Consider the following 20,650-nt stretch of genomic DNA (forward strand, 5'->3'; position numbering starts at 1 on the left):
CTTATGAAAAAATTATTCTCTGTAAAATTTTTGATGATGCTGGTGATGCCGCTTGTGTTTGTGGCGTGTAGCAAAGACGATCCCGCACCCGAAGAACTGGTTCCCAAGCTGGACGGCGTGTATATCTATGGAACCAACACCATAGCCGAAACGGCTGTTGAGCCCGCCGCACGCATGGCCCTGGCACAACTCGATCTGAACAAGGCACCGAAAACAAAAACGGTAGACGGCGTGTATGGCAAGTTTATGTATATCGGCGCCGGTGCTAAAATTAAAATAGCAAACGTGGTGAGTGGTGTGGCGACACGTCTCGGTGTTGTGGGTGGCGGCAAAAAAGAAAAAGGCACCGATGTGGCCGACAATCTTATTCCCATTGGCAACACGGTGATCCATGGCGACCTGGTGGCAGATGAAGCCGAGATTTCGGTGACAGATGCCGGCCTCTATTTCGCCGTAGTGAACATAAACAAAAAGACAGTAGTGCTTGCGCCGGTAACGGCCAACATCATTGGCGATGCAACACCCGGCAACTGGGCAACGGGCACGGCCATCGCGCCGAAGTCTGCATCAAAAGACTCAACCGTGTTCGAAAGCACCATCAAGCTGAAAGGCGCGGCGGGCTATCGCTATCGCTTCCACGACGGATGGAATGCCTACAACCAGGAGGGCGCAGCCACCACTCTGTCGAGCCTTGGCGTGGCAAACTATGGCGACTCATGGGCCAGTGGCAAGAACCCGCTCGTGTTCTCGCTCGAAAACATTCCCAACAAAGTGGCTGGCGACATCAAAGTGAAGTTGCTCTACAACCAGGCCACCGACACATGGTCGGAGTTTAAAGACCTGAGCAACGTGAAGCTTGGACTGTTTGGCAACGCCTACAAAATAGGCGACAAGCAAGCCGCATGGGACACCCCCTATGACGTGAAAGCCCCCACACGCTCCGGCTCGAAATTTATCTGGAAATGGACCGATGCCGAACTCATTGCCGATGGTGAGTTTGTGTTCCTGCAAGACGGCGCATGGGGCGGATGGTTTCTCGACTACACCGTGCCCAACAGCGTAGGCGGTGCAGCCGTGACCGAAGGAAAAATTAAAAATGCCAAAGACGTGGGTGGAGCAGATGCAAACTACCGTGTGATCACGGCTGGCAAATATGACGTGACCGTTACGGTCGACGCCAAAGAAGGAGGCACCACGGTTAGTTTTGTAGCGAAATAGAACCGGGTTTGTTTAGTTGTGTAGTATGAAAAGAAGCTGACCATTTCTTTTCCGGAGCGGGGTGTTCCTCCAGGTGAAGGAGCACCCCTGCACCGTTTTTATAAATATCAGCATATCGATTTTTTTAACGCGCTTTAAAAACAACATCTGTTCATGAGAATAAAAAAACAACCACTGCAACCGTTGCCCCGAAAAATTGAATTTGATGGTGTCCACAGAAACGACTCGCTGCTCATTGGCAACTTTGGCGATGTGGAGTTTGTGGCAAAAGGTTCGTTCGAGCTCTCGGGCTTGATCTATTGCGTGCGCAACGCGGTAACTTTTTTTGTGAAGGGCGATGGCCACCTCACGTTTCACGGCACCTGCCGCAAGCTGGTGGTGGAATATGCCAGCGGCAACTGTGTGCTGGACTTCAGCAAGCTGGAAACCAAGGAAGTGTGCTGCGTGGCATTGAAAGGAAATGCTGAAGTGATTATCGGCCCCACAAAAGTGGTGAGCCGCGCCAACGTGCACGACGAAGCCGTGCTGCGCTACACCAACAACCCCGTGTTCACCAACCACACCGTGTCGGGCATGGCGCGCATCGAACCGGTGGAGCGCATGGCCGTGGCGAAAGCAGGCTGAGCGTTGTCTTAGTTTTTCTTCTGTAAAGTTTCATACGCTTTCATAAGCGCTGCATTCTCCGGCTCGGAGCGTAGCAGTGCTTTTCTTTTTTCGGCGTCGGGCTCCCAGCGATAGAGCCAGCTGAAACCGGCGCTGCCGGTATAATATTCTTTCCGTGCATACACATCGTCGGTCAACGCTTTGTCGAGGGTGATGAAAGCATATCCTTTTTTCTGAAGTCCTTCCACCAGCGCGGGCAAGTAGTCGGTGTTGAGTGCGTTGTCGTGGCAGAGGTAGATGTGTTTGATGGGGCGGCCAAGTTGCTTCAGGCACAAGGCTTCGAAATAGTCGAACAAGGCAAGTGTGGTGCTGACGTAGGTTGAGCCGATGGTTTTGGCCTTGGCCTGGTCGCCGTGCAGAAGCGCATCTTCGTAGACAGCGGAGTAGGCCCAATCCGAATTCTCGATGGTGAACGGCGCCACGATGTAGCCCTTGTTTTGAAGAAAGGTTTTCATTTGGCGGTGCATGCTGCTGTCTTTGCCCATGTCGTTGAACGGGAAACGAAAATAGCGAAGGGTTTTGCCTTGCTGTTTCAAAAGATTTTCGGTGATCACTTCGCCCTTCTCCACACTCTCTTCAAAAACCTTGGCACCAACATTCGAATAGCCCACATGATTAAACGTGTGGTTTCCCGCCGTGATATTTTTGTTGCCGATCCATTGCGCCAGCGCTTTATAGTTGTCGGCGGCCGACGTGTTCTGATAAAGATTGCCCTCGTTGCTGAAGATGGCCACGGGCAGTTGAAGACGCGTGATGTTTTCCAGCAACAACGACCGGTTGTTGTCTTTTTTATAAAGCCCCACGTTGGGCACATCGTCGAGGGTGATAGACACTTCTTTCTGGGCCAGCGCCACCGAGGCCAGGAGTGAGCAAGCGAAGAGGAGACGGAGTTTCATGCGCGCGAGGGTTAACGTTCAATCTTAAAAGTACGGCTATTTTCCAATTGCGACATGGCCGGGAAAACCGCTCGCATAATTTTTTCGCAACGGTTGCTGGCAAATGCCTTATCTTTCATTACAATCACTGCCCCAAAAAAACGAAACAACCTGCATGAAAAAAGCACTCTTTGCAATAGGTCTCCTGTTTGTAGCATTCCACACCACCCGCGCGCAAGCACCCTTCTGGGACGAGATCCGCGACTTCAAAAAACAAGACAGCATCAGCCCGCCACCCAAACGCCCCATCCTGTTTGTGGGCAGCTCTTCGTTTCGCGTATGGAGAGATGTGCAACATGCATTTCCAGCACACACCATCCTGAACCGTGGCTTTGGCGGCTCGTCGTTGCCCGACGTGATTCGCTACGAAAACGACATCATCTTCCCCTACAAACCCAAACAGGTAGTGATCTATTGTGGCGAGAACGACATCGCCGCTTCCGACACCGTGACGGCCAAAACCGTATTCGCCAGGTTTAAGAAACTACACACCGACATCCGCGCCAACCTGGGCAAAGTGCCGGTGCTTTTCGTCTCCATAAAACCAAGCCCAAGCCGCCAGAAATTTCAGCCGGTGGTGATCGAAGCCAACCGCCTCATTGGCGACTATCTGAAAAAAGACAAGCGCGCCACCTTCGTGAATGTCTACGACGCCATGTTGGGTCCGGATGGTTTGCCCATGAAAGAGATTTTCACACAAGACATGCTGCACATGAATCCGAAAGGCTATGAAATCTGGAAAAAGATATTGGAGCCGTACTTGCTGAAATAAAATCTACCGACCACTGAAACACCCGAAACGCCGCTAACCAAAACGGCACACATCGTGTAGGGGTCTGGCATAAAAAAAACTGTCCTATCCCAGGAACACAAACACGCATCACCCTAATTCAAACACCTATGAATAACCGCAGAGATTTCATTAAACAAGCAACCCTGGCTGGCGCTGGCATCTTTGTCGCCCCCAACGTGTTCAGCTTCGTGGGTTCGCCAAACGAAAAGGTCGTGATCGGCATGGTTGGCACCAACAGCCGCGGATGGGCCCTCGCCACCATGTTTGCCAAACTGCCAAACGTAGAGGTGGGCTACATCTGTGATGTTGACGACAATGTGATTGCCAAAACCGTGGCCGAAATCGAAAAGATCTCCGGCAAAAAACCACAGGGCATCAAAGACGTGCGCAAGCTCCTGGAAATAAAAGACGTAGACGCCATCGTGATTGCTGCGCCCGACCACTGGCATGCTCCGGCCGCGATGCTGGCCTTGAAAGCAGGCAAGCATGTGTATGTAGAAAAACCCTGCTCGCACAACCCGGCCGAAGGCGAAATGCTGGTGGCCGGTGCTGCGAAATATAACAAGCTGGTGCAGATGGGAAGCCAGCGCCGCTCATTCCCCAAAGTGATGGAAGCCATGCAGGAGCTGCACGCGGGTGCCATTGGCCGTGTGTATTTTGCAAAGGGCTGGTATGCCAACGGCCGCAAGCCTATTGGCACCGGCAAGGTGGCGCCCGTACCCGCCACGTTAGACTTTGAACTGTGGCAAGGCCCCGCGCCGCGTCGCGAATACAAAGACAACCTGGTGCCCTACAACTGGCACTGGTTCTGGCATTGGGGCACGGGCGAAGCCCTCAACAACGGCACACACGAAATGGACGTGATGCGCTGGGGCCTTGGCGTGGACTATCCCACCAAAGTGGTCTCGGCTGGCGGACGCTTCGCCTACAAAGACGACTGGGAAACCCCCGACACCCAAACCATCACCTTCGAATTCAACAACAACACCGCCATGACCTGGGAAGGCCGCAGCTGCAACAGCTTTGGCGTGGAGGGCGTCGGTCGAGGCGTGGTGTTCTATGGCGAAAAAGGAACCATGCTCATTCCCGGCGGCGACGACTACAAAATCTTCGACCCCGCCAACAAACTCATCAAAGAAGTGAAGACCGACCTGCAGGCCGCCGATGCCGTAAACACCATGGGCATGGGCGAGCGTCTCGACGGCATGCACCTGCTCAACTTTGTGGAAGCCGTGCGCGGAAAAACAAAACTCAACGCACCCATTTCCGAAGGCCACAAGTCAACCTTGCTCCCGCAGTTGGGCAACATCGCCTATCGCACGGGCGCAACGCTCTATTGTGATCCGGCAAACGGACACATCAAAGACAATCCCAAAGCCACGGCGTTGTGGAAGCGCGAATATGAAAAAGGTTGGGAAATGAAGTTGTAATGCTGATCAACGAAAAGCCCTTTCTCCACTGGCTCACGCACTTCTACGGCTATGGCGCGTGGCAGGCAAAGGTCTGGTTTGTGGGCTATGAAGAAGGCGGCGGCGACCTGCCGGAAGAAGTGGCCGCCAAGATCAACTATTTTCTGGATGCCCACGGAGCCGCCACCGCTCCCGAACTTTGCGACATGCGCGAAGTATATCGCCATGTTCCATTTTTTAGCGATGGCCCAAAAGCCGACAAGTTCACAAACCGCCACGACTACCGGTTTGGCAACCAGGCCGTGCTTCATGGCGTGTGGAAAAACCTGATCAGCTTCGAGCACGGCTACAGAAACGAAAAGCTGCCCGATCTTTTAGCCTATCAGAAAAATTCTTTTGCAGTGGCATCGGCGCAAAGACAGGCGCTGGTTCAGCTCTATCCTTTGCCAAGTCCTCACAACCATGCGTGGTATTACAGCTGGCTGGACCTGCCGCAGTTTCCCTTTCTGAAAAGCCGTGTGTTGTATGAGAAACATGTTTATGACTACAGAATAAAAAACATTCTGCAACAGGTCGTCACACACAAACCCGAAGTGGTGTTGATGTATGGCATGAACAACATCAACGCACTGAAATTGTCGGTGCAGGAATTTTTTCCGGATGCGAAATTCAAAATGATCAAGGCTGTGAAACTCCACATCCCACAGCATCACCTTGCCGACCTTGGCGAAACAAAGCTGATCGTCACCACACAGATTCCCGCGTTGCGGCATGGCAGGGTGGAGACGGGGTTTGATTGGGAGGCGTTTGGGAAGAGTCTGCGATAAGTCTGTTTGGTCGACAACTACTTTTTGGGTTTAATTCCTTCAATAAGGGCTTGAAGTTTTTCAATGTCCAGTGCATCGATAGCAGCCGTTTTTTGTTCGAGCACCGAAACAATTTGTGTTAACCGCTTCACCTCGCTTCGAAGCGAATCAAGATCTTGCCGGAGCTGGTCAATTGTTTTTCCATCTACCATGGTTGTGTTGTTTTAGTTAAGTTCTGAATGACATCTGAGTATTTCAATTTAGATTTTATTTTTCGGTTGTGGGTTGTGTAATCAAAGTGGTAACACTATGATAATGCTTACGAAATCAACCGCTATTGTTGGGAGCCCTAACCCATTCCACGGGAAATTCCGGATTCTTGAAATAAAATCGCGAGCTTATTTTAAAGAAACCAATCAGTTGCGCGTATATTCGTATGCAGATGGCTTCGAAGAAGTTTTTACAACCTGACGACTAGAAGCAACTATAGGAAAGCGAAGTTGAAAACGGCAAACACATTACGATGAGAAAAATAATTGTTCTATCGATGATCACCCTGGATGGTGTGATGCAAGCACCCGGTGGTCCCGAAGAAGACACATCGGGAAAATTTAAACATGGTGGCTGGACGGCTCCCTATGGCGACGAAGCCTACAGCAAAATTGTGCGCGAAGAACTGAAACCGGCAGACTATCTGTTGGGCCGAAAAACATTCGACATCTGGGCCGACTATTGGCCAAAGCATGCAGACTTCTGGCCGGGCATTAACGATGGCACAAAATACGTGATGTCCCGAACCGTGAAAAAATCGGATTGGAAAAACACAGTGTTTATCGATAGTGTTGCCGACATCAAAAAAATAAAGAATTCGGAGGGCTCCGACATTCAGGTTTGGGGCAGTAGCGAACTCATTGATGTGTTGTTTCAAAATGACCTCGTGGACGAACTCAGGCTAAAAATTCACCCGCTCACGTTGGGCACCGGGAAAAAGTTATTTAACAGTGGCGTGATCCCTGCGACATTCACATTGGTGGGCAGCGTCATTACGTCGACCGGCGTGATCATTACCAACTACAAGCGGGCCGGAAATGTGGAGACGGGTAATTTGGCGAAGTAAATACGCCGGAAAGAGTGTGCTTAGTTCAATCAGCCTTAAACCTGAATTTGTTTAATGACACGTGCGGGCACGCCACCGACTATTGTATTGGCGGGAACATCTTTGTTAACCACTGCGCCTGCTGCGACAATTGAATTTTCACCAATGGTCACTCCGGGGAGAATGGTCGCCCCGGCACCTATCCAAACGTTGCGTTTGATGAGTATTGATTTCAGGTCCAGATGTTTTCTCATCGACGGGTCTACGGGATGATTTTCAGTGACCAGGTTCGTTCTCGGGCCGATCTGCACATCATCTTCAATGGTTATGCCGCCCATGTCGAGAAAGCTGCACGCGTGATTGATAAACACGTTCTTGCCAATTTTTATGTGTCGACCAAAGTTTGTGTAAAACGGAATAAAGAGTGTTGAACTCTTATCAATCTGCGTTCCGATAATTTCGCTCAAACGTTTGCGCATCTGGTCAACATTGGTCGACGCGTTGAGTGTTGGCGACAGTTCTTGTGCCCGAAACACAACCTTCCATGCCTCAGCCATTTCGGGATCGTCATTTCGGATTATTCCTCCGGAAAGCATTTTTTTGAAGATGTCCATTTGTGTCGTTCTTAAGTCTGCTACTAAACTGATCAGGAGACCTCCGTAGGTCTGATCGCCAGGGGATTGGTTCCGGTGATTCGCTTAAAGAAGTTATTAAAGTAAGTAGGGTATTCAAAACCGAGAGCGTACCCTATATCGGCCACGTTCCAATTCGTGTGGAGCAGCAATGCCTTTGCTTCACTGGCCATGCGTTCGCTAATATGCGTTGTTGTTGATTTTCCGGTGATCTCTTTCACGGCCCTGTTCAGGTAATTGACATGCAGATTCAAATTGTTTGCATAATCCTGCGCGGTTCGAAGTTGCAAGGGGCGGTCAATGCTCTCAATTGGGAATTGTCTTTCAAGCAATTCAAGGAAAACATTTGTGATTCTATGCGAGGCATTTTTTACCTGATCAAAATTCCCGGCAGGCTGGAGTTTCAGCGCTTCATGAATAATGAGGTTGATGTAGTTCCGGATAAGGTCATCCTTGAACGCATAGTCAGTGTTTTGTTCCACCATCATGTTCCGGAAAATCCCATTGAGGAATTCACGCTTTTCTTCTGAAATTTTAAAGATTGGCGTGCCGCCTATTTTGAAAAGTGACGAATGTTGGAGGCTCTCCGTGCGATCTGAAGGTTTATAAAAGTCCTCCGAAAAAAGGCATGTATAACCGACATAACTTCTTGAAAGGGTTTCCCAGGAATAGGGAACATTGGGGTTGGCAAAAAACAGGATGGTGCCGGTCATGTCATAACTACGGTCGGCATAGTTAATGATGCTTTCTCCCGTTGTTAAGCAGATTTTGTAAAAATCTTTGCGGCTATAGTTCCGTACCGCATTTGAATCTTCCTCGATTTGGAAAACATTAAAACCTTTAAGCCTTAGCTCATTGTTAAAAGGTGATACGGAGCGCACGATCTCTTTCTTTTGCATGATGAATGGGACCTGTCATCCCGTTATAGATTTGGAAAAGATGTTTGCTTCGACAACCAATCCATGGCTTGCCGAATTGCAGTCCTGATTTTGTTCATTTGATTTTATTTAAGGCTGCAAGTTCACTGGTTCAACGAAGTTATCGGTTAAGAAATTCAAACCATAACTTAAGAATATCAAATATCGGAAGAATTGAAGATCTCGGACCCATCAAAAACGGAATCTCATAAGGCAATTAGTTAGGTTAAAATCACCGAAGCCGTCAAAATGACCTTGCCTTTGAGGCCCCATCCATGTCATGGCCTTTAAATCTTGAAAGGGATGAAGTTTGAAATTCGTAATAATCGGTTTGAATTTCTTTATCCGCACACCTCGGCCTATGGCGACCTTTGAATAACAAAAACAGACTATTCAACACCAACATTATGGCAAGTTGGAACATTCGGTGAACCAGTTAAACCCCAGGAAAGACCTATGAAAAAAGATAGAAGCAACGCGTCAAGAAGGGAGTTCATTCAGCAATCTGCGCTGGCAGGTGCAGGACTGGCACTTGCCAACCCACTGCAGATGTTTGCCCAGGAAAAACAGCAAACCCCCACGGCTAAAAACATAAAGTCAAAAGGTTATGCAGCCAAAGATGCATCCGGAAAATTGAGTCCCTGGGAATTTGAGCGGAGACCCATAGGGGACAACGATATTCTAATTGAAATCAAGTATGCCAGTATCTGCCATTCGGATATACACCAGATGAAAGGCGACTGGGTACCACAGCAATATCCCCAGGTTCCGGGTCATGAAATAGCAGGCATTGTCACCGCCATTGGTAAAAATGTTACCAAATTTAAAGTGGGCGATAAAGCTGGCGTAGGCTGCATGGTCGATAGCTGCATGCAATGTGAAAGTTGCAAACACGGCGAAGAGCAATTCTGTGACAACGGCGCTACAGTGTTCACATACGGTGCCGCCGATAAGACCTCACCAACAGGCATCACACAGGGAGGTTATTCGAACAACATCGTGGTGAAAGACCATTTCGCCATTCACATACCGGATCATATCAGCTTGCAGGAAGCAGCACCGCTGCTTTGTGCGGGCATCACAACATACTCCCCGTTAATGAAAGCAAATTTCAGAAGAGGAGATAAGGTGGGCGTTGCGGGCATTGGCGGACTCGGACACCTGGCCATTAAGCTGGCCGTAGCAAAGGGCGCTGATGTCTATGCCTTCACCACATCAGCCGACAAAACGAAAGACATTTTATCGTTCAGCGCCAAAGAGGCTGTTGTTGTTGATGATATTTTGAAGTTGAAACCCTATAAAGGAAAGCTTGACTATATGATTTCTACCATCCCGGTGCTGTTTGACGTGGCGTCTTATGCAGCGATGGTGAAACGCAATGGATTTTTTACACAGGTGGGCATGCCGGTTGGATTTCAGGTGGCTTTCAGTAATATCGGACTTGCAAATTCCCGCGTTAACTTCAATGCATCTTTAATCGGAGGCATACCTGAAACACAAGAAGTGGTTCACTATTGTGCCGACAATAAAATTCTCCCCAACATCCAGATCATTAAGGCCGACCAGATCAATGATGCCTGGGGAAAAATATTAAACAAACAAGCGAGGTATCGCTACGTCATCGATGCAGCAACTTTTTGAAAGTTTAAAAGCACAGAACATGAAATATCTAATGGCTATAATCGCCTTTGTATTCCCGCTCGTGATTGGAACGGCTTGCGACAATGAAGGTCCGCTTCCGGCAACCAATGCTCAGGATATTGTAGATGAAAATGATGACCACATGAAAGACACCATTACAATCCACGTTGGCGACAAAGTGTTCTCCGCAACACTTCTCGACAATGCTGCCGCCACTGCCCTCAAGGCAATGCTGCCATTTACGATTAACATGACAGAGCTGAACGGAAATGAAAAATTTTTCCGCCTCCCAGGCAACTTACCCACAAGCGCATCGAATCCGACAACGATAAATTCTGGCGATTTGATGCTTTGGGGATCTAACACACTCGTATTGTTTTACGAAACCTTTTCAACATCCTACAGCTATACGAAACTTGGGAGGATAGATAGTCCCACAGGTCTGGCTGCGGCCTTAGGCACGGGAAATGTGACGGTTACGATTGATTTTCAATGATTTGATTCGATGGACGTTGATAATGCGCCAGGTTCGCATTCCCCCTTGACGCACACGCGTTCATGGCACACAGGGCACGCCCCTTAATTCAACGTGCATTTTGCGCGCCTATAGCGTGAAGCTCGACGCGGCTTGTGCTGTGGCACCATTGGCAAATTAGATAGTGTCTTTCAGGTACCCATCAATGCAACGCTTTAAGAAGTTCACTTGATCGTGCTTGCAAATCTGTTTCGCCGAAATTATAATTTCTCATTATGATCACACCAAATTTACCATTCCTGTCGAAGCTCAGCTGCGCCGTGTAGCCAGCAACCGCACCGCCGTGGTTAACGATCTCAAGGTCTCCGTCTTTGTTTATGAAAAAGCCCAGACCGTAGTTATCCATCCCCGACACTTCCCTGGTTTGCATGATTTTTAAATTGGCCGGGCTAAGCAGAGCCGGATGGCCCCTCATGGCCATAATGAATTTCGCCAGATCATTCGGGGTGGAGTATATGCCACCATTGGGAACCTTATAGCCGCGCCCGGCATGTTCCATGTTTGGTGTTTCCGTTTCAAGTTCTTCAGGACCTCCGTTCAGTCCCACAGCAACATGCGACGACATGTTGGCGGGCACCTTAAAGTAGGAAGCGTTCATTTTTAACGCAGTAAATATTCTGTCCTGAATCAACTCCATAAACGGTTTGTGTGCCGCGCGCGACAAGGATAGTCCAAGAATGCCGTAGCCGATGTTTGAGTAGCTGAAGTTCTTACCAACCTGTCCTTCAAACGAGGTGGTTGGAATGGACGCAATAATTTTGTCTTCCCAGTGCTCTATGGGGCCCGCGGCGGCGTCTTCCAGTTCGGGCTCACGCGAAAGGCCGGAAGTGTGTGTGGCCAGTTGCAGGAGCGTGATTTTTGTGGACGCTGAATAGCCTTTCAGTTGTTTGACTTCTGGCAGATAAGTTTCTACGGGGTCGTTCAAGTTAACAACACCTTCCTGCACCAGCTGCATCAGCAAAAAGGCCGTAAACGATTTTGTGATTGAACCGGTCCTGTAGATGGTGCTGGTGTCGGCAAGTGTCTTTGATGTCCTGTCGGAATAGCCAAAGGCCTTTGACCAGATAATTTTATTGTCCTGAACAATGGCCGCCGAAATGCTGCCGTCAATGTTGTCTTCGGCCAGATCATCTTTAAGCGTCCGCTCAAATCTGGAAATAACAGAATCTAAACTTTCTGCTTCAGAACTCGACTTAATGGATTTGCTGCAACCTGATATAAGTATGGTGAAAAGTATGGCGAGGATAGTCTTTGTCATTCTGTGTGATGGTGTTTGTTGTGGGTAGTGTATTTTGGTCTCAGGCAGTTATGGCCAGCAAATGACTTTGTCTATCGAACTCCTTTCATGCGATCCAGTTCGCTGCTTCGGTGTTCTCGTAAAAGAATGGGTTAACGATGACGGCCTTAAGATAGTAGATTTTTTTTGCGAAACCGTTCATAACTTTCCCCTGGCGCGGCAATTCCAAATTGCACATCTTCCCCAAACCAACAGAACGCCACCATGAAAAACCTTCTCCTCGCCAGCATCCTGTTCTTGCCCACAATGCTGCTCGCTCAATCCGGCAAAGTATACGACAACCTATCCCTGCCCAGCAAAATTCTGAAAGGCGACCGCAAGTTTGCCATCTATCTGCCGCCCGACTACGAAAGCTCGCAGCGAAGCTACCCGGTGCTTTACCTCCTGCATGGTGGCGGCGACGATCAAACGGGATGGGTACAGTTTGGCGAAGTGCTCAACATCACCGACAAGGCCATCGCCGAGGGCAAGGCCACGTCCATGATCATTGTGATGCCCGATGCCAACACCGGCCAGCGCGGCTATGCCAACGACCTGAAAAACGAATGGCGCTATGAAGACTTTTTCTTTCAGGAACTGATGCCCTATGTGGAGAAAACCTATCGCATCAAAAAAGACAAACACTATCGCGCCGTGGCCGGTTTGTCCATGGGAGGGGAGGGATCGTTCACCTATGCCCTGCATCATCCCGAACTGTTCATGTCGGCCTGCCCGCTAAGCGCTGGCACCGGACCGCTGTCGCTTGAAGACACCAAGGCCTACCTCGAACGACGCAACAACCAGAAAGGCACCGACGCCGAAATAGAAGCATTCTACAAACGCCAAAGCGTGCTCGAACTCATCAAAGCCATGCCCGACGACCAGAAGAAAGCCGTGCGCTGGTACATCGACTGTGGCGACGACGACTTCCTGTTCGAAGGAAACTCGCTGGTGCACATCGCCCTCCGCAAAAAAGAAATCCCCCACGAATTCCGCATCCACGACGGCGGCCACAACTGGACCTACTGGCGCACCGCCCTGCCCACCGTGCTGGCGTTTGTGTCGGATGGGTTTCATCAGTATTGACTAACCACCGATTTCGGACAATCAATTTCTTACGAATAATAGAAATTGTTTTAAACATTATGACGGTGGGGTCTCAGAAATTTGTGACGACGCCAGACTTTGCATTCCTCAGCCCCGGCGGGGCTACCTGTCTATAGAAAAGCGTCACCTGCAATAGCCGGACTCCGTAGGAGTCACCTATTGCGTTCGCAAGGCTTGGGCGTTTGGCGCCATTCTTCTAAAGCAGGAGACTCCTAACGGAGTCCAATAATATTTGGATGTGGTTTCTATAGACAGGGTGCTCCGCTGGAGCAAAACTTTATTGATAATTCACATTCGGGTTGAAGCATAGTCTGTGCTTCGCAACTATGCCGGCGTTTGAGCAACCATGTTTTTATGAAATCCTTATGAGACCCGTTCCTCAGCCCCGGCGGGGCTACCTGTTTATAGAATCCGTATGGCAAAGGCACCGACTCCGGTAGGAGTCACTTGTTGTATTGACTGTGAATGTTGGGCGTTGGGTTTATTATGAACAGGCGACTCCTGCCGGGGTCCAAGTTCGTAATAATATGGTTTCTATAAACAGGCTGCTCCGGCCGGAGCAAAATAGCGTTCAACAAACTTTGGAATGCCAATGTGGTCGTCGCATAGTCTGCGCTTCGCGACTATGCGTCTTTGTGTCCGCTACGTTTGTTTCATCAAAGCTCCCACTCCAATCGGTTATGTTGGAAAAGCTGGCTAAATCATATTCGGTCGTAGCATAGTCTGCGCTTCGCGACCATGCGTCTTTGCATCCCCTACGTTTGTTCACCAAAGCTCCCCCATCAGTCGGTTATGTCAGAAAAACTGGCTAAATTCATCAATGGCAAAATTCAAAGATCACTGGGAAAAGATCTATTCAACCAAAGGTGTAAACGAGGTGAGCTGGACACAGGAAGTACCCCAGACTTCACTGGACTTTATACGTGGTTATAACCTCCCCAGAAACGCTGCCATTATTGACATTGGCGGAGGTGAGAGTAAGTTGGTTGATTTTCTTCTGGATGAAGGATATACAAACATAACGGTGCTCGACATTTCGGCCCAAGCGCTGGCGAAAACACAGATGCGGTTGGGCGAACGCGCCGCCAGGGTGAGGTGGGTTGTTTCTGACGTTACAGAATTCAAGCCTGAACAGATGTTTGACGTATGGCATGACCGGGCAACTTTTCATTTTCTGACCACAAAGGAGCAGATTGAAAAATACATCGAGCTCGCTGCCAGCTTCGTGAATGAAAAAGGTTTTATGGCGATCGGCACTTTTTCTGAGAACGGACCAACCAAATGCAGTGGTCTTGAGATCAAACAATATTCTGAGGCGGAACTTGAAAAAACGTTGCGCTATCATTTCAAAAAAATCAGGTGCCTCACGGAAGATCATATCACGCCTTTCAAAACAACCCAGAATTTTTTGTTTTGCAGTTTTAAAAAAGCAGCTTAATATGAAAAAGTTACTACTCATTTTTCTTCTTAGTCCTGTTGCCATTTACGGTCAAATGACGAAGCAGGACAGTGTTTGGCTTCCTTTTAAAAGCATGATTGGAAAATGGAAGGGCACCTCAGAAGGGCAACCCGGCAAGGGCACTTACGAGCGGAGTTATGAATTTGTTCTGAACAAGAAGTTTATAGAAATAAAGAACAGGTCAACCTATCCGCCGTCAAAAGAAAATCCCAAGGGAGAGGTTCACGAAGATCACGGGTTCATCAGTTACGATAAAGGCCGGAAGACGTTTGTTCTACGGCAGTTTCATATCGAAGGGTTTGTAAATCAATTTAAGATCGAGTCCATTTCACCCGACGGCAAAACCATTGTGTTCATTTCAGAAAGTATCGAAAACATTCCTGCCGGTTTCAGAGCAAAGGAATCTTATGAGATCGTGAATTTGAATGAGTTTAAAGAAACATTTGAACTCGCAGAACCTGGAAAGGATTTCGAGCTATATTCTAAGGCGATACTAAAGCGTGTTAAGTGAAGTGCTTAAACGCTGCGAAGTTTGAAAATAGGGGTAGCGTAGCCCGTCCTTTGCCTTAGTAGTTCAAAGTCCAAACGCGGCGGAAATGTGGCAATATGGTTGAGTTAGGTCGGGTTCCGGGGTGAGAAAAACTTGAATTTCAATTGAAACATGTCATATCTGCAGGATAAACAAGATCAATGCTTAGATTTATGACGTGAAACTGGTCCACGTCATATTTGCGCTATACATCGCTGCACTGTCTGTGTATCCTTGCTATGACGAGTGCAAAAACGACGCTTGTCTGGCCGGCCAGGAAGATCGGGAGCCGTCTCACAACGACGAGGCCGATTTGTGTTCACCCTTCTGTGTAAGCGCCTGTTGCGCAGTGCACGTTCTCTACACGCCTTCTTTCGACAATGTTCTGGATTTCAGAAATGTTGTGTCCGAAAATTCAGGCTATCGGATTGGGTTCGTCCCTTCCGTAATTGTTCCGATCTGGCAGCCGCCAAAGCTGGGATAGTTTTAGATCTCTTTCTCCCTCAACCTTCTGTGGGGAGAGTTTCCTATTCTATCACAATCATAAAATGTTTCTATGCGAATCATCATAGGTATAGTTATTAGTGTATTTATATTTTCGTCGGCCTATAGCCAAAACACGTTCAAAGCTTTAATAAAGGCAAAAGAATCATCGGAAGCCTTGCCCGGAGCAACGGCCAACATCAAAAGCTTGTCACTCGGCGCAACGGCCAACGAGCAGGGCGTGCTTCAGATAGCCAATGTGCCCGATGGCGAACATATCATTGAGTTTAGCTTTGTTGGCTATGAAAGCCAGTCCATTGCGGTCACCTTCCCGCGGAGTTCGCAGGAGCCCATGGAAATTAGCCTGCAGCCCTCGGAAGAAGAATTGGAAGAGATCGTGGTTTCTTCTACGCGAAGCAGCAGAACGATTGCCGACATTCCCACGCGGGTTGAATTTATTGCTGGCGAAGAGCTTGAAGAGAAGGGAAATATGAAGCCGGGCGACATCCGCATGTTGCTCAATGAAAGCACCGGCATCCAAACCCAGCAAACCTCGGCCACATCGGCAAATGCCTCCATCCGCATTCAGGGATTGGATGGTCGCTATACGCAGATTTTGAAAGATGGCTTCCCCCTCTATGCCGGTTTTTCGGGCGGACTTGGTTTACTGCAAACTCCTCCGCTCGATTTAAAACAAGTTGAGGTCATCAAAGGATCTTCGTCCACACTCTACGGCGGCGGCGCCATTGCGGGCCTCGTCAACCTGATCAGCAAGCGGCCAACCGAGGAACGCGAACTTCGATTGTGGGCAAATGGCACCTCGGCAAAAGGACTTGACCTCAATGGTTTTTATGGACAACAACTGGGGAAAGTTGGTGTAACCTTGTTCTTATCAAGGAATACCAATGCAGCCTACGACCCTGCGAACATTGACTTAACGGCCATTCCGAAATTCGAGCGCTACACCATTAATCCCAAACTGTTTTTCGAACTAAATGCTAAAAACAAACTCGACGTTGGATTAAATTTTAATACGGAAGACCGTATCGGCGGCGACATGCTTTACATTGACGGAAAGGGCGACAACACACATAGTTATTTTGAAGAAAATAACTCCGACCGTTTTTCAACACAGGTGTCATACACACATCTGTTTAATGCACAGAACAAGTTGAACGTTAAAAACAGCATCAATCATTTTAAACGTCTTATCAATACCCCCGGATATACCTTCGACGGTGTGCAAAACAGTACGTTCACCGAACTGAATTATGTTTCCAATCGCGAAAACAGTGAGTGGATTGGCGGCGTAAACCTTTGGACAGATACGTTTTCGGAGAATAGAACAACGGCAACGCCCTTGCGCGATTATGACCAGACAACTATGGGAGCCTTTGTGCAGAACAATGCGAAATTGTCTGAGGCATTCAGACTCGAGTCAGGTTTGCGAGGCGACTATGTGATTGACTATGGCTTTTCGTTGCTGCCACGCGTGTCGCTGTTGTATAAGCCCTCGTTAGCTTTCTCATCACGACTGGGAGGTGGTTTGGGATATAAGGCACCGACAATCTTCACCGAGGAAAGCGAACGCATACAATATAGAAACGTGCGTCCGGTTTTGTCATCGACAAACAAGCTGGAGCGATCATATGGTGCGAATTGGGACTTTAACTATAAAACCTCCTTTTCCGATGGCGCAGTTGGATTGAGTATTAATCAGCTTTTCTTCTATACCTACCTGAACGATCCTTTGTTTCTGGCACCGTTGCAATCGGGCGACTATGAATTTGTGAATTTAACCGGCTACACCGACAGCAAAGGCACGGAAACCAATGTGAAATTAGACTATGCAGATTTCAAATTGTTCATTGGCTACACCTACACCGATACAAAAATTCACAATGAAGGCATTGTCGCTCAAAACCCCCTCACGGCAAAGCACCGGTTAAACAACGTGCTGATGTATGAAGTGGAAGAAAAATGGAAGGTGGGATTGGAGGCTTACTATTTCAGTCCCCAGAAACTTAGCGACGGCACAACAGGCAAGGAATATTGGATCTGTGGATTGATGATTGAAAAGATCTGGGAACACCTTTCTGTATACGTCAACTTCGAAAATTTCACCGATACCCGTCAGACACGCTTCGACTCCATCTACACAGGAACCATAACCAACCCCGTCTTCAGAGACATCTATGCCCCGGTAGATGGTTTTGTTGTGAACGGTGGTGTGAAAATTTCATTGTAGCATTGTTAAAAAGGAGGGACATTGGTTCCCTCCTTAATCTATACGGCTCGGACCGAACAGCCAAACCAGTCCCCAATCGGCGTTTGAAAGAAAAAAGTCCTGACTTTTTGTGATTTTTAGTCATTTCTTGCGAATAACATAACGCAATCAAATCAAAGCGTGAACACAACCATCGATAAGGAAGAATTTATACGCATCATACGGGAGAATAGAAGAATAATCTACAAGATAGTTTACACATACTGTAGCGATCCCGACGATCGGAAAGATCTGGAACAGGAGATGTTGATTCAACTATGGCAATCCCTTAAAAACTACGACAGCAACTATCGGTTGTCAACATGGCTTTATAAAGTCTGTTTGAATGTTGCCATTTCGCACTATCGGAAAGAGAAAAAGCACACCGACGGGCGCGAGTCACTTGATGTGTCTATTTTCAAAATGGCCGACGAGGGCCAAGACGAGATCATGTCTGAGCGCACGCAACGCCTGCACACATTCATCAATCAACTGGATAAACTCAATAAGGCCGTTATCATTCTGCATCTGGAAGGACACAGCCACAAAGAAACCGCCGACATATTGGGCATATCAGAATCGAATGTAGGCACCAAGATGCATCGCATAAAGAATTTACTGAAACAGAATTTTTCAACTACGCCAAACTAAAAATTATGGAACTGAACGACCTCAAGGCCTTCTGGAATGAAGATGCTGATAAATTAAGCAACAGGATTAACCTGAACGAGAAGGTTATTGGAGAAATGAAGTTGGAGAACGTGGTGAACGGATTCCTTTCGTTTTTGAATGTTTCCCTGTGGGGAAGAAACCTTGCGCTTGTCTATAGTTTGATCTCCGTCGTTTGTGCACTGTTTGTGTGGCATGAATATCAATACAGCATCCCGCTGCTGATTGGCGCCGCAGCCATGCTTTGGTCATTTGTGCATCATCTATCCATTGAAGAGCCAAAGGATTATTTCAAGATTTCAATTGTAGAATTCCAAAAATCAATATGCAAATTCAGAATTCATACAGCCCGTGCAAAGAAATACGATACGTCCATTGTGATCGTGTGGTTTCTCACGTTGCTTCCGTTGTGTTTGAGAAAGATTTTTGGGATGGATGTGTATGACAATACGCAATATTTAATTGCTTTAGTTGTATTGGATGTTGTGGTTGTTGTTGTGATGGTCCTTTTTTCTCGCTACATCTATAAAGTATATGACCGGGAGCTGAAGGCAGCAGAATCTCATCTCGCCGAAATCTTAACGTTCGAAAAGACGTCGTTATGAATCGTCGGGTTCCACCCGACGATTTCGAGACTACCCATCGTGTACTTGCGCCACGCTCGCATCTCCTCGACGCATGCACGTTCATGGCGCACAGGGCGCATCATCCGATTCAGCGTGTACTTCGCGCGCCAATTAAGTAAGAAGCTCGAGGTAGTTTGTGCTGTGGCGCGAATATGGTTTAATGATATTTTTCAATTGCCAGGTGGGAACCCGGCAATTGAGCAGGAGTTTCATCTCTTGGAAGTCGGCTGCTATGGGGCTTTTGGAATAGTTACGTCTCTTTTGTTACTTCGCGGCAATTCAAGATGTCTCAACACATTGCATTGCTTATGAAGAGCATACTAGCCTATTCAAATTCGATCGTCTTTTTGACAAGCCGTGATAGGCAACTGGTAATCGAAGAGACATTCGACATCCTTGACCGGAAGATTGGCGGAATGAAGCCCACGGAGCGTCGTCGAACAAACGACACCCTCTGGTTCGGGTGGCATGTTCAGGTTTGTTTGGAACTGGAATTTGTTGAAAACAATAACATTCATCGAAATAACGCTAAAAGAAAAAGGCACAGACATAGTGCTGAAGTATAGAATTAATTTCACAGAACTATTTGTTATTTCCCTGTTATTAAGCCTGCCCGTCTTTTACATCTGGAGCGGAAGTATTGGTGAAAAAATAATCATATTTCTAATTCAAAACGCATTGTTCTATGGCCTCAACGTGGTCATTACCATACTCCGTTGCAACCGGCTTATGCGGTCCACACTAGCAGACATCCAGGAACACGAACCACCCACGGTTTCGAAAGAGCAACAAGCATGGATTTCCGATGCCGCTAGATGCGACGCCTGCGGACACGCGATAGAACCCCGCGACAAAATCTGTCCCGACTGTGGAATTCGATTAGGTTGAAGTTAATGCAGCGGCACTAAACTGCACACTGCCCTGGGGGGGTGACGGCTGTTGGATATTAATTAACGGGCTTGTCGTTGACGTAGGTTATTACTTTTTCTAAAATCCCTGCTTCAGTATAATACTCCCACTTGCCTTCCTTGCCTCCTTTGTCATTGATAAGTATTCTTTTGCCCTTTTCTTTGAGCTGCCCATTGCGGTATCTGTTTGTGTAGTCACAGATAAGGCGTATTTGTCCGTTAACAGTATCCTTTCTGCATCGGGTCTCGCCCGTTGGTGGCATTCCTGCATCGCCTAAAATGTCTTCATCGACGAGGTAGCCGAACCGATCGAAATTTGTGATCGTGTATAGTTCCTGTCCGTCTTTTGATGTTTGTCGCCATTCGCCAACTTCTTTAATGACAAGGCCACTTTCATTTTTCCTTACCAAAAGATTGCCGGTCCAATACTGTCTATACCAGTTTGCCTTTCCGGAAAAGTTTTTGATGAGGGTGCCGTTGGCGTTTAGGTAAATTTTGTCTGCCTTGGTCAGTGACTTTCTGTAGTAGTGATTTTCTGTAGCACAGGATAAAGTGAAAAATACCAGAATAAGTAATACAAATGATCTCATCGTTTTCGGGTTGTCGGCTTTGTCTCTAACGTTTACACCTAGACACGTCTTGCTAAATATATCCTTATCTAACATCGCTGACGAAATTTAAT

22 protein-coding genes are annotated in these 20,650 nt (G+C 47.8%); 16 read left to right on the forward strand and 6 right to left on the reverse strand.

Annotated features, from left to right (window positions below; genetic code table 11):
• Positions 1–3 precede the first annotated feature (3 nt).
• Together JI741_RS24695 and JI741_RS24700 are read left to right on the forward strand one after the other, a co-directional pair.
• Positions 4–1,218 (forward strand): hypothetical protein, encoded by a 1,215-nt coding sequence (locus JI741_RS24695; protein WP_202014115.1) that lies wholly within the window; start codon positions 4–6, stop codon positions 1,216–1,218.
• A gap of 153 nt (positions 1,219–1,371) precedes the next feature.
• Positions 1,372–1,842, forward strand: coding sequence for a hypothetical protein (locus tag JI741_RS24700; protein ID WP_202014116.1), 471 nt, complete (start codon positions 1,372–1,374; stop codon positions 1,840–1,842).
• Positions 1,843–1,850: 8 nt separating this feature from the next.
• Here JI741_RS24700 and JI741_RS24705 read toward each other — a convergent pair whose 3' ends face one another.
• On the reverse strand, positions 1,851–2,777 hold the full coding sequence (locus JI741_RS24705) for a polysaccharide deacetylase family protein (protein ID WP_202014117.1): 927 nt from the start codon (positions 2,775–2,777) through the stop codon (positions 1,851–1,853).
• A gap of 154 nt (positions 2,778–2,931) precedes the next feature.
• On the opposite strand from JI741_RS24705, the gene JI741_RS24710 reads away from it, so the two are divergent.
• The 3 genes from JI741_RS24710 to JI741_RS24720 all read left to right on the forward strand — a co-directional run bounded on the left by JI741_RS24710 (position 2,932) and on the right by JI741_RS24720 (position 5,845).
• Complete coding sequence (locus JI741_RS24710) at positions 2,932–3,588, forward strand: GDSL-type esterase/lipase family protein (protein ID WP_202014118.1); 657 nt, start codon at positions 2,932–2,934, stop codon at positions 3,586–3,588.
• A gap of 128 nt (positions 3,589–3,716) precedes the next feature.
• Positions 3,717–5,039 carry a Gfo/Idh/MocA family protein gene (locus tag JI741_RS24715; RefSeq protein WP_202014119.1) on the forward strand — a complete coding sequence of 441 codons (1,323 nt, stop codon included), beginning with the start codon at positions 3,717–3,719 and terminating at the stop codon, positions 5,037–5,039.
• Complete coding sequence (locus tag JI741_RS24720; protein WP_202014120.1) at positions 5,039–5,845, forward strand: hypothetical protein; 807 nt, start codon at positions 5,039–5,041, stop codon at positions 5,843–5,845. The genes JI741_RS24715 and JI741_RS24720 overlap by 1 nt, the downstream gene beginning before the upstream one ends.
• Before the next feature lie 17 nt (positions 5,846–5,862).
• Here the strand turns inward: JI741_RS24720 and JI741_RS24725 are convergent, their stop codons facing one another.
• Positions 5,863–6,036: a hypothetical protein gene (locus JI741_RS24725; RefSeq protein ID WP_202014121.1), complete on the reverse strand. Its 174-nt coding sequence runs from the start codon at positions 6,034–6,036 to the stop codon at positions 5,863–5,865.
• 311 nt (positions 6,037–6,347) lie between these two features.
• Between JI741_RS24725 and JI741_RS24730 the strand changes: the two genes are divergently transcribed.
• Positions 6,348–6,941: a dihydrofolate reductase family protein gene (locus JI741_RS24730; RefSeq protein ID WP_202014122.1), complete on the forward strand. Its 594-nt coding sequence runs from the start codon at positions 6,348–6,350 to the stop codon at positions 6,939–6,941.
• Between the two features lie 35 nt (positions 6,942–6,976).
• On the opposite strand, the gene JI741_RS24735 is transcribed toward JI741_RS24730, so the two are convergent.
• Both JI741_RS24735 and JI741_RS24740 read right to left on the reverse strand, forming a co-directional pair.
• Positions 6,977–7,534 carry a sugar O-acetyltransferase gene (locus JI741_RS24735; protein ID WP_202014123.1) on the reverse strand — a complete coding sequence of 186 codons (558 nt, stop codon included), beginning with the start codon at positions 7,532–7,534 and terminating at the stop codon, positions 6,977–6,979.
• Between the two features lie 32 nt (positions 7,535–7,566).
• Positions 7,567–8,451 carry a helix-turn-helix domain-containing protein gene (locus JI741_RS24740; protein ID WP_202014124.1) on the reverse strand — a complete coding sequence of 295 codons (885 nt, stop codon included), beginning with the start codon at positions 8,449–8,451 and terminating at the stop codon, positions 7,567–7,569.
• 474 nt (positions 8,452–8,925) lie between these two features.
• Between JI741_RS24740 and JI741_RS24745 the strand changes: the two genes are divergently transcribed.
• A complete protein-coding gene (locus JI741_RS24745; protein ID WP_202014125.1) occupies positions 8,926–10,110 on the forward strand; it encodes an NAD(P)-dependent alcohol dehydrogenase in 1,185 nt (394 codons plus the stop codon).
• Between the two features lie 19 nt (positions 10,111–10,129).
• A complete protein-coding gene (locus JI741_RS24750) occupies positions 10,130–10,606 on the forward strand; it encodes a cyclophilin-like fold protein (protein WP_236676263.1) in 477 nt (158 codons plus the stop codon).
• A gap of 181 nt (positions 10,607–10,787) precedes the next feature.
• Here the strand turns inward: JI741_RS24750 and JI741_RS24755 are convergent, their stop codons facing one another.
• Positions 10,788–11,903, reverse strand: a complete 1,116-nt coding sequence (locus tag JI741_RS24755; protein WP_202014126.1) for a serine hydrolase domain-containing protein — start codon at positions 11,901–11,903, stop codon at positions 10,788–10,790.
• A 243-nt stretch (positions 11,904–12,146) separates the two neighbouring features.
• Here JI741_RS24755 and JI741_RS24760 point away from each other — a divergent pair, with 243 nt between their 5' ends.
• From JI741_RS24760 to JI741_RS33130, 8 genes are all read left to right on the forward strand, one after another.
• Positions 12,147–13,007, forward strand: coding sequence for an alpha/beta hydrolase (locus tag JI741_RS24760; RefSeq protein WP_202014127.1), 861 nt, complete (start codon positions 12,147–12,149; stop codon positions 13,005–13,007).
• A gap of 841 nt (positions 13,008–13,848) precedes the next feature.
• The gene (locus tag JI741_RS24765) at positions 13,849–14,466 is read left to right on the forward strand and encodes a class I SAM-dependent methyltransferase (protein ID WP_202014128.1); all 618 of its coding nucleotides are present in this window, start codon (positions 13,849–13,851) and stop codon (positions 14,464–14,466) included.
• 1 nt (position 14,467) lies between these two features.
• Positions 14,468–14,998: a lipocalin/fatty acid-binding family protein gene (locus JI741_RS24770; protein ID WP_202014129.1), complete on the forward strand. Its 531-nt coding sequence runs from the start codon at positions 14,468–14,470 to the stop codon at positions 14,996–14,998.
• 196 nt (positions 14,999–15,194) lie between these two features.
• Complete coding sequence (locus JI741_RS33125) at positions 15,195–15,500, forward strand: DUF6660 family protein (protein ID WP_369411853.1); 306 nt, start codon at positions 15,195–15,197, stop codon at positions 15,498–15,500.
• 72 nt (positions 15,501–15,572) lie between these two features.
• Positions 15,573–17,747 (forward strand): TonB-dependent receptor, encoded by a 2,175-nt coding sequence (locus JI741_RS24775; protein WP_202014130.1) that lies wholly within the window; start codon positions 15,573–15,575, stop codon positions 17,745–17,747.
• A gap of 159 nt (positions 17,748–17,906) precedes the next feature.
• Positions 17,907–18,416 carry an RNA polymerase sigma factor gene (locus tag JI741_RS24780; protein ID WP_202014131.1) on the forward strand — a complete coding sequence of 170 codons (510 nt, stop codon included), beginning with the start codon at positions 17,907–17,909 and terminating at the stop codon, positions 18,414–18,416.
• Positions 18,417–18,421: 5 nt separating this feature from the next.
• Positions 18,422–19,039, forward strand: a complete 618-nt coding sequence (locus tag JI741_RS24785; protein WP_202014132.1) for a hypothetical protein — start codon at positions 18,422–18,424, stop codon at positions 19,037–19,039.
• A 750-nt stretch (positions 19,040–19,789) separates the two neighbouring features.
• Positions 19,790–19,948, forward strand: coding sequence for a zinc ribbon domain-containing protein (locus JI741_RS33130; protein ID WP_369411858.1), 159 nt, complete (start codon positions 19,790–19,792; stop codon positions 19,946–19,948).
• A 58-nt stretch (positions 19,949–20,006) separates the two neighbouring features.
• Here the strand turns inward: JI741_RS33130 and JI741_RS24795 are convergent, their stop codons facing one another.
• On the reverse strand, positions 20,007–20,558 hold the full coding sequence (locus tag JI741_RS24795; protein ID WP_202014134.1) for a hypothetical protein: 552 nt from the start codon (positions 20,556–20,558) through the stop codon (positions 20,007–20,009).
• Positions 20,559–20,650: the final 92 nt, after the last annotated feature.

It is taken from the genome of Chryseolinea lacunae (assembly GCF_016735595.1).
GTDB lineage: Bacteria > Bacteroidota > Bacteroidia > Cytophagales > Cyclobacteriaceae > Chryseolinea > Chryseolinea lacunae.

Coding starts and splice junctions, on each gene's coding strand:
- JI741_RS24695 (WP_202014115.1), top strand. CDS start 4: ATGAAAAAATTATTCTCTGTAAAATTTTTGATGATGCTGGTGATGCCG.
- JI741_RS24700 (WP_202014116.1), top strand. CDS start 1,372: ATGAGAATAAAAAAACAACCACTGCAACCGTTGCCCCGAAAAATTGAA.
- JI741_RS24705 (WP_202014117.1), bottom strand. CDS start 2,777: ATGAAACTCCGTCTCCTCTTCGCTTGCTCACTCCTGGCCTCGGTGGCG.
- JI741_RS24710 (WP_202014118.1), top strand. CDS start 2,932: ATGAAAAAAGCACTCTTTGCAATAGGTCTCCTGTTTGTAGCATTCCAC.
- JI741_RS24715 (WP_202014119.1), top strand. CDS start 3,717: ATGAATAACCGCAGAGATTTCATTAAACAAGCAACCCTGGCTGGCGCT.
- JI741_RS24720 (WP_202014120.1), top strand. CDS start 5,039: ATGCTGATCAACGAAAAGCCCTTTCTCCACTGGCTCACGCACTTCTAC.
- JI741_RS24725 (WP_202014121.1), bottom strand. CDS start 6,036: ATGGTAGATGGAAAAACAATTGACCAGCTCCGGCAAGATCTTGATTCG.
- JI741_RS24730 (WP_202014122.1), top strand. CDS start 6,348: ATGAGAAAAATAATTGTTCTATCGATGATCACCCTGGATGGTGTGATG.
- JI741_RS24735 (WP_202014123.1), bottom strand. CDS start 7,534: ATGGACATCTTCAAAAAAATGCTTTCCGGAGGAATAATCCGAAATGAC.
- JI741_RS24740 (WP_202014124.1), bottom strand. CDS start 8,451: ATGCAAAAGAAAGAGATCGTGCGCTCCGTATCACCTTTTAACAATGAG.
- JI741_RS24745 (WP_202014125.1), top strand. CDS start 8,926: ATGAAAAAAGATAGAAGCAACGCGTCAAGAAGGGAGTTCATTCAGCAA.
- JI741_RS24750 (WP_236676263.1), top strand. CDS start 10,130: ATGAAATATCTAATGGCTATAATCGCCTTTGTATTCCCGCTCGTGATT.
- JI741_RS24755 (WP_202014126.1), bottom strand. CDS start 11,903: ATGACAAAGACTATCCTCGCCATACTTTTCACCATACTTATATCAGGT.
- JI741_RS24760 (WP_202014127.1), top strand. CDS start 12,147: ATGAAAAACCTTCTCCTCGCCAGCATCCTGTTCTTGCCCACAATGCTG.
- JI741_RS24765 (WP_202014128.1), top strand. CDS start 13,849: ATGGCAAAATTCAAAGATCACTGGGAAAAGATCTATTCAACCAAAGGT.
- JI741_RS24770 (WP_202014129.1), top strand. CDS start 14,468: ATGAAAAAGTTACTACTCATTTTTCTTCTTAGTCCTGTTGCCATTTAC.
- JI741_RS24775 (WP_202014130.1), top strand. CDS start 15,573: ATGCGAATCATCATAGGTATAGTTATTAGTGTATTTATATTTTCGTCG.
- JI741_RS24785 (WP_202014132.1), top strand. CDS start 18,422: ATGGAACTGAACGACCTCAAGGCCTTCTGGAATGAAGATGCTGATAAA.
- JI741_RS33130 (WP_369411858.1), top strand. CDS start 19,790: ATGCGGTCCACACTAGCAGACATCCAGGAACACGAACCACCCACGGTT.
- JI741_RS24795 (WP_202014134.1), bottom strand. CDS start 20,558: ATGAGATCATTTGTATTACTTATTCTGGTATTTTTCACTTTATCCTGT.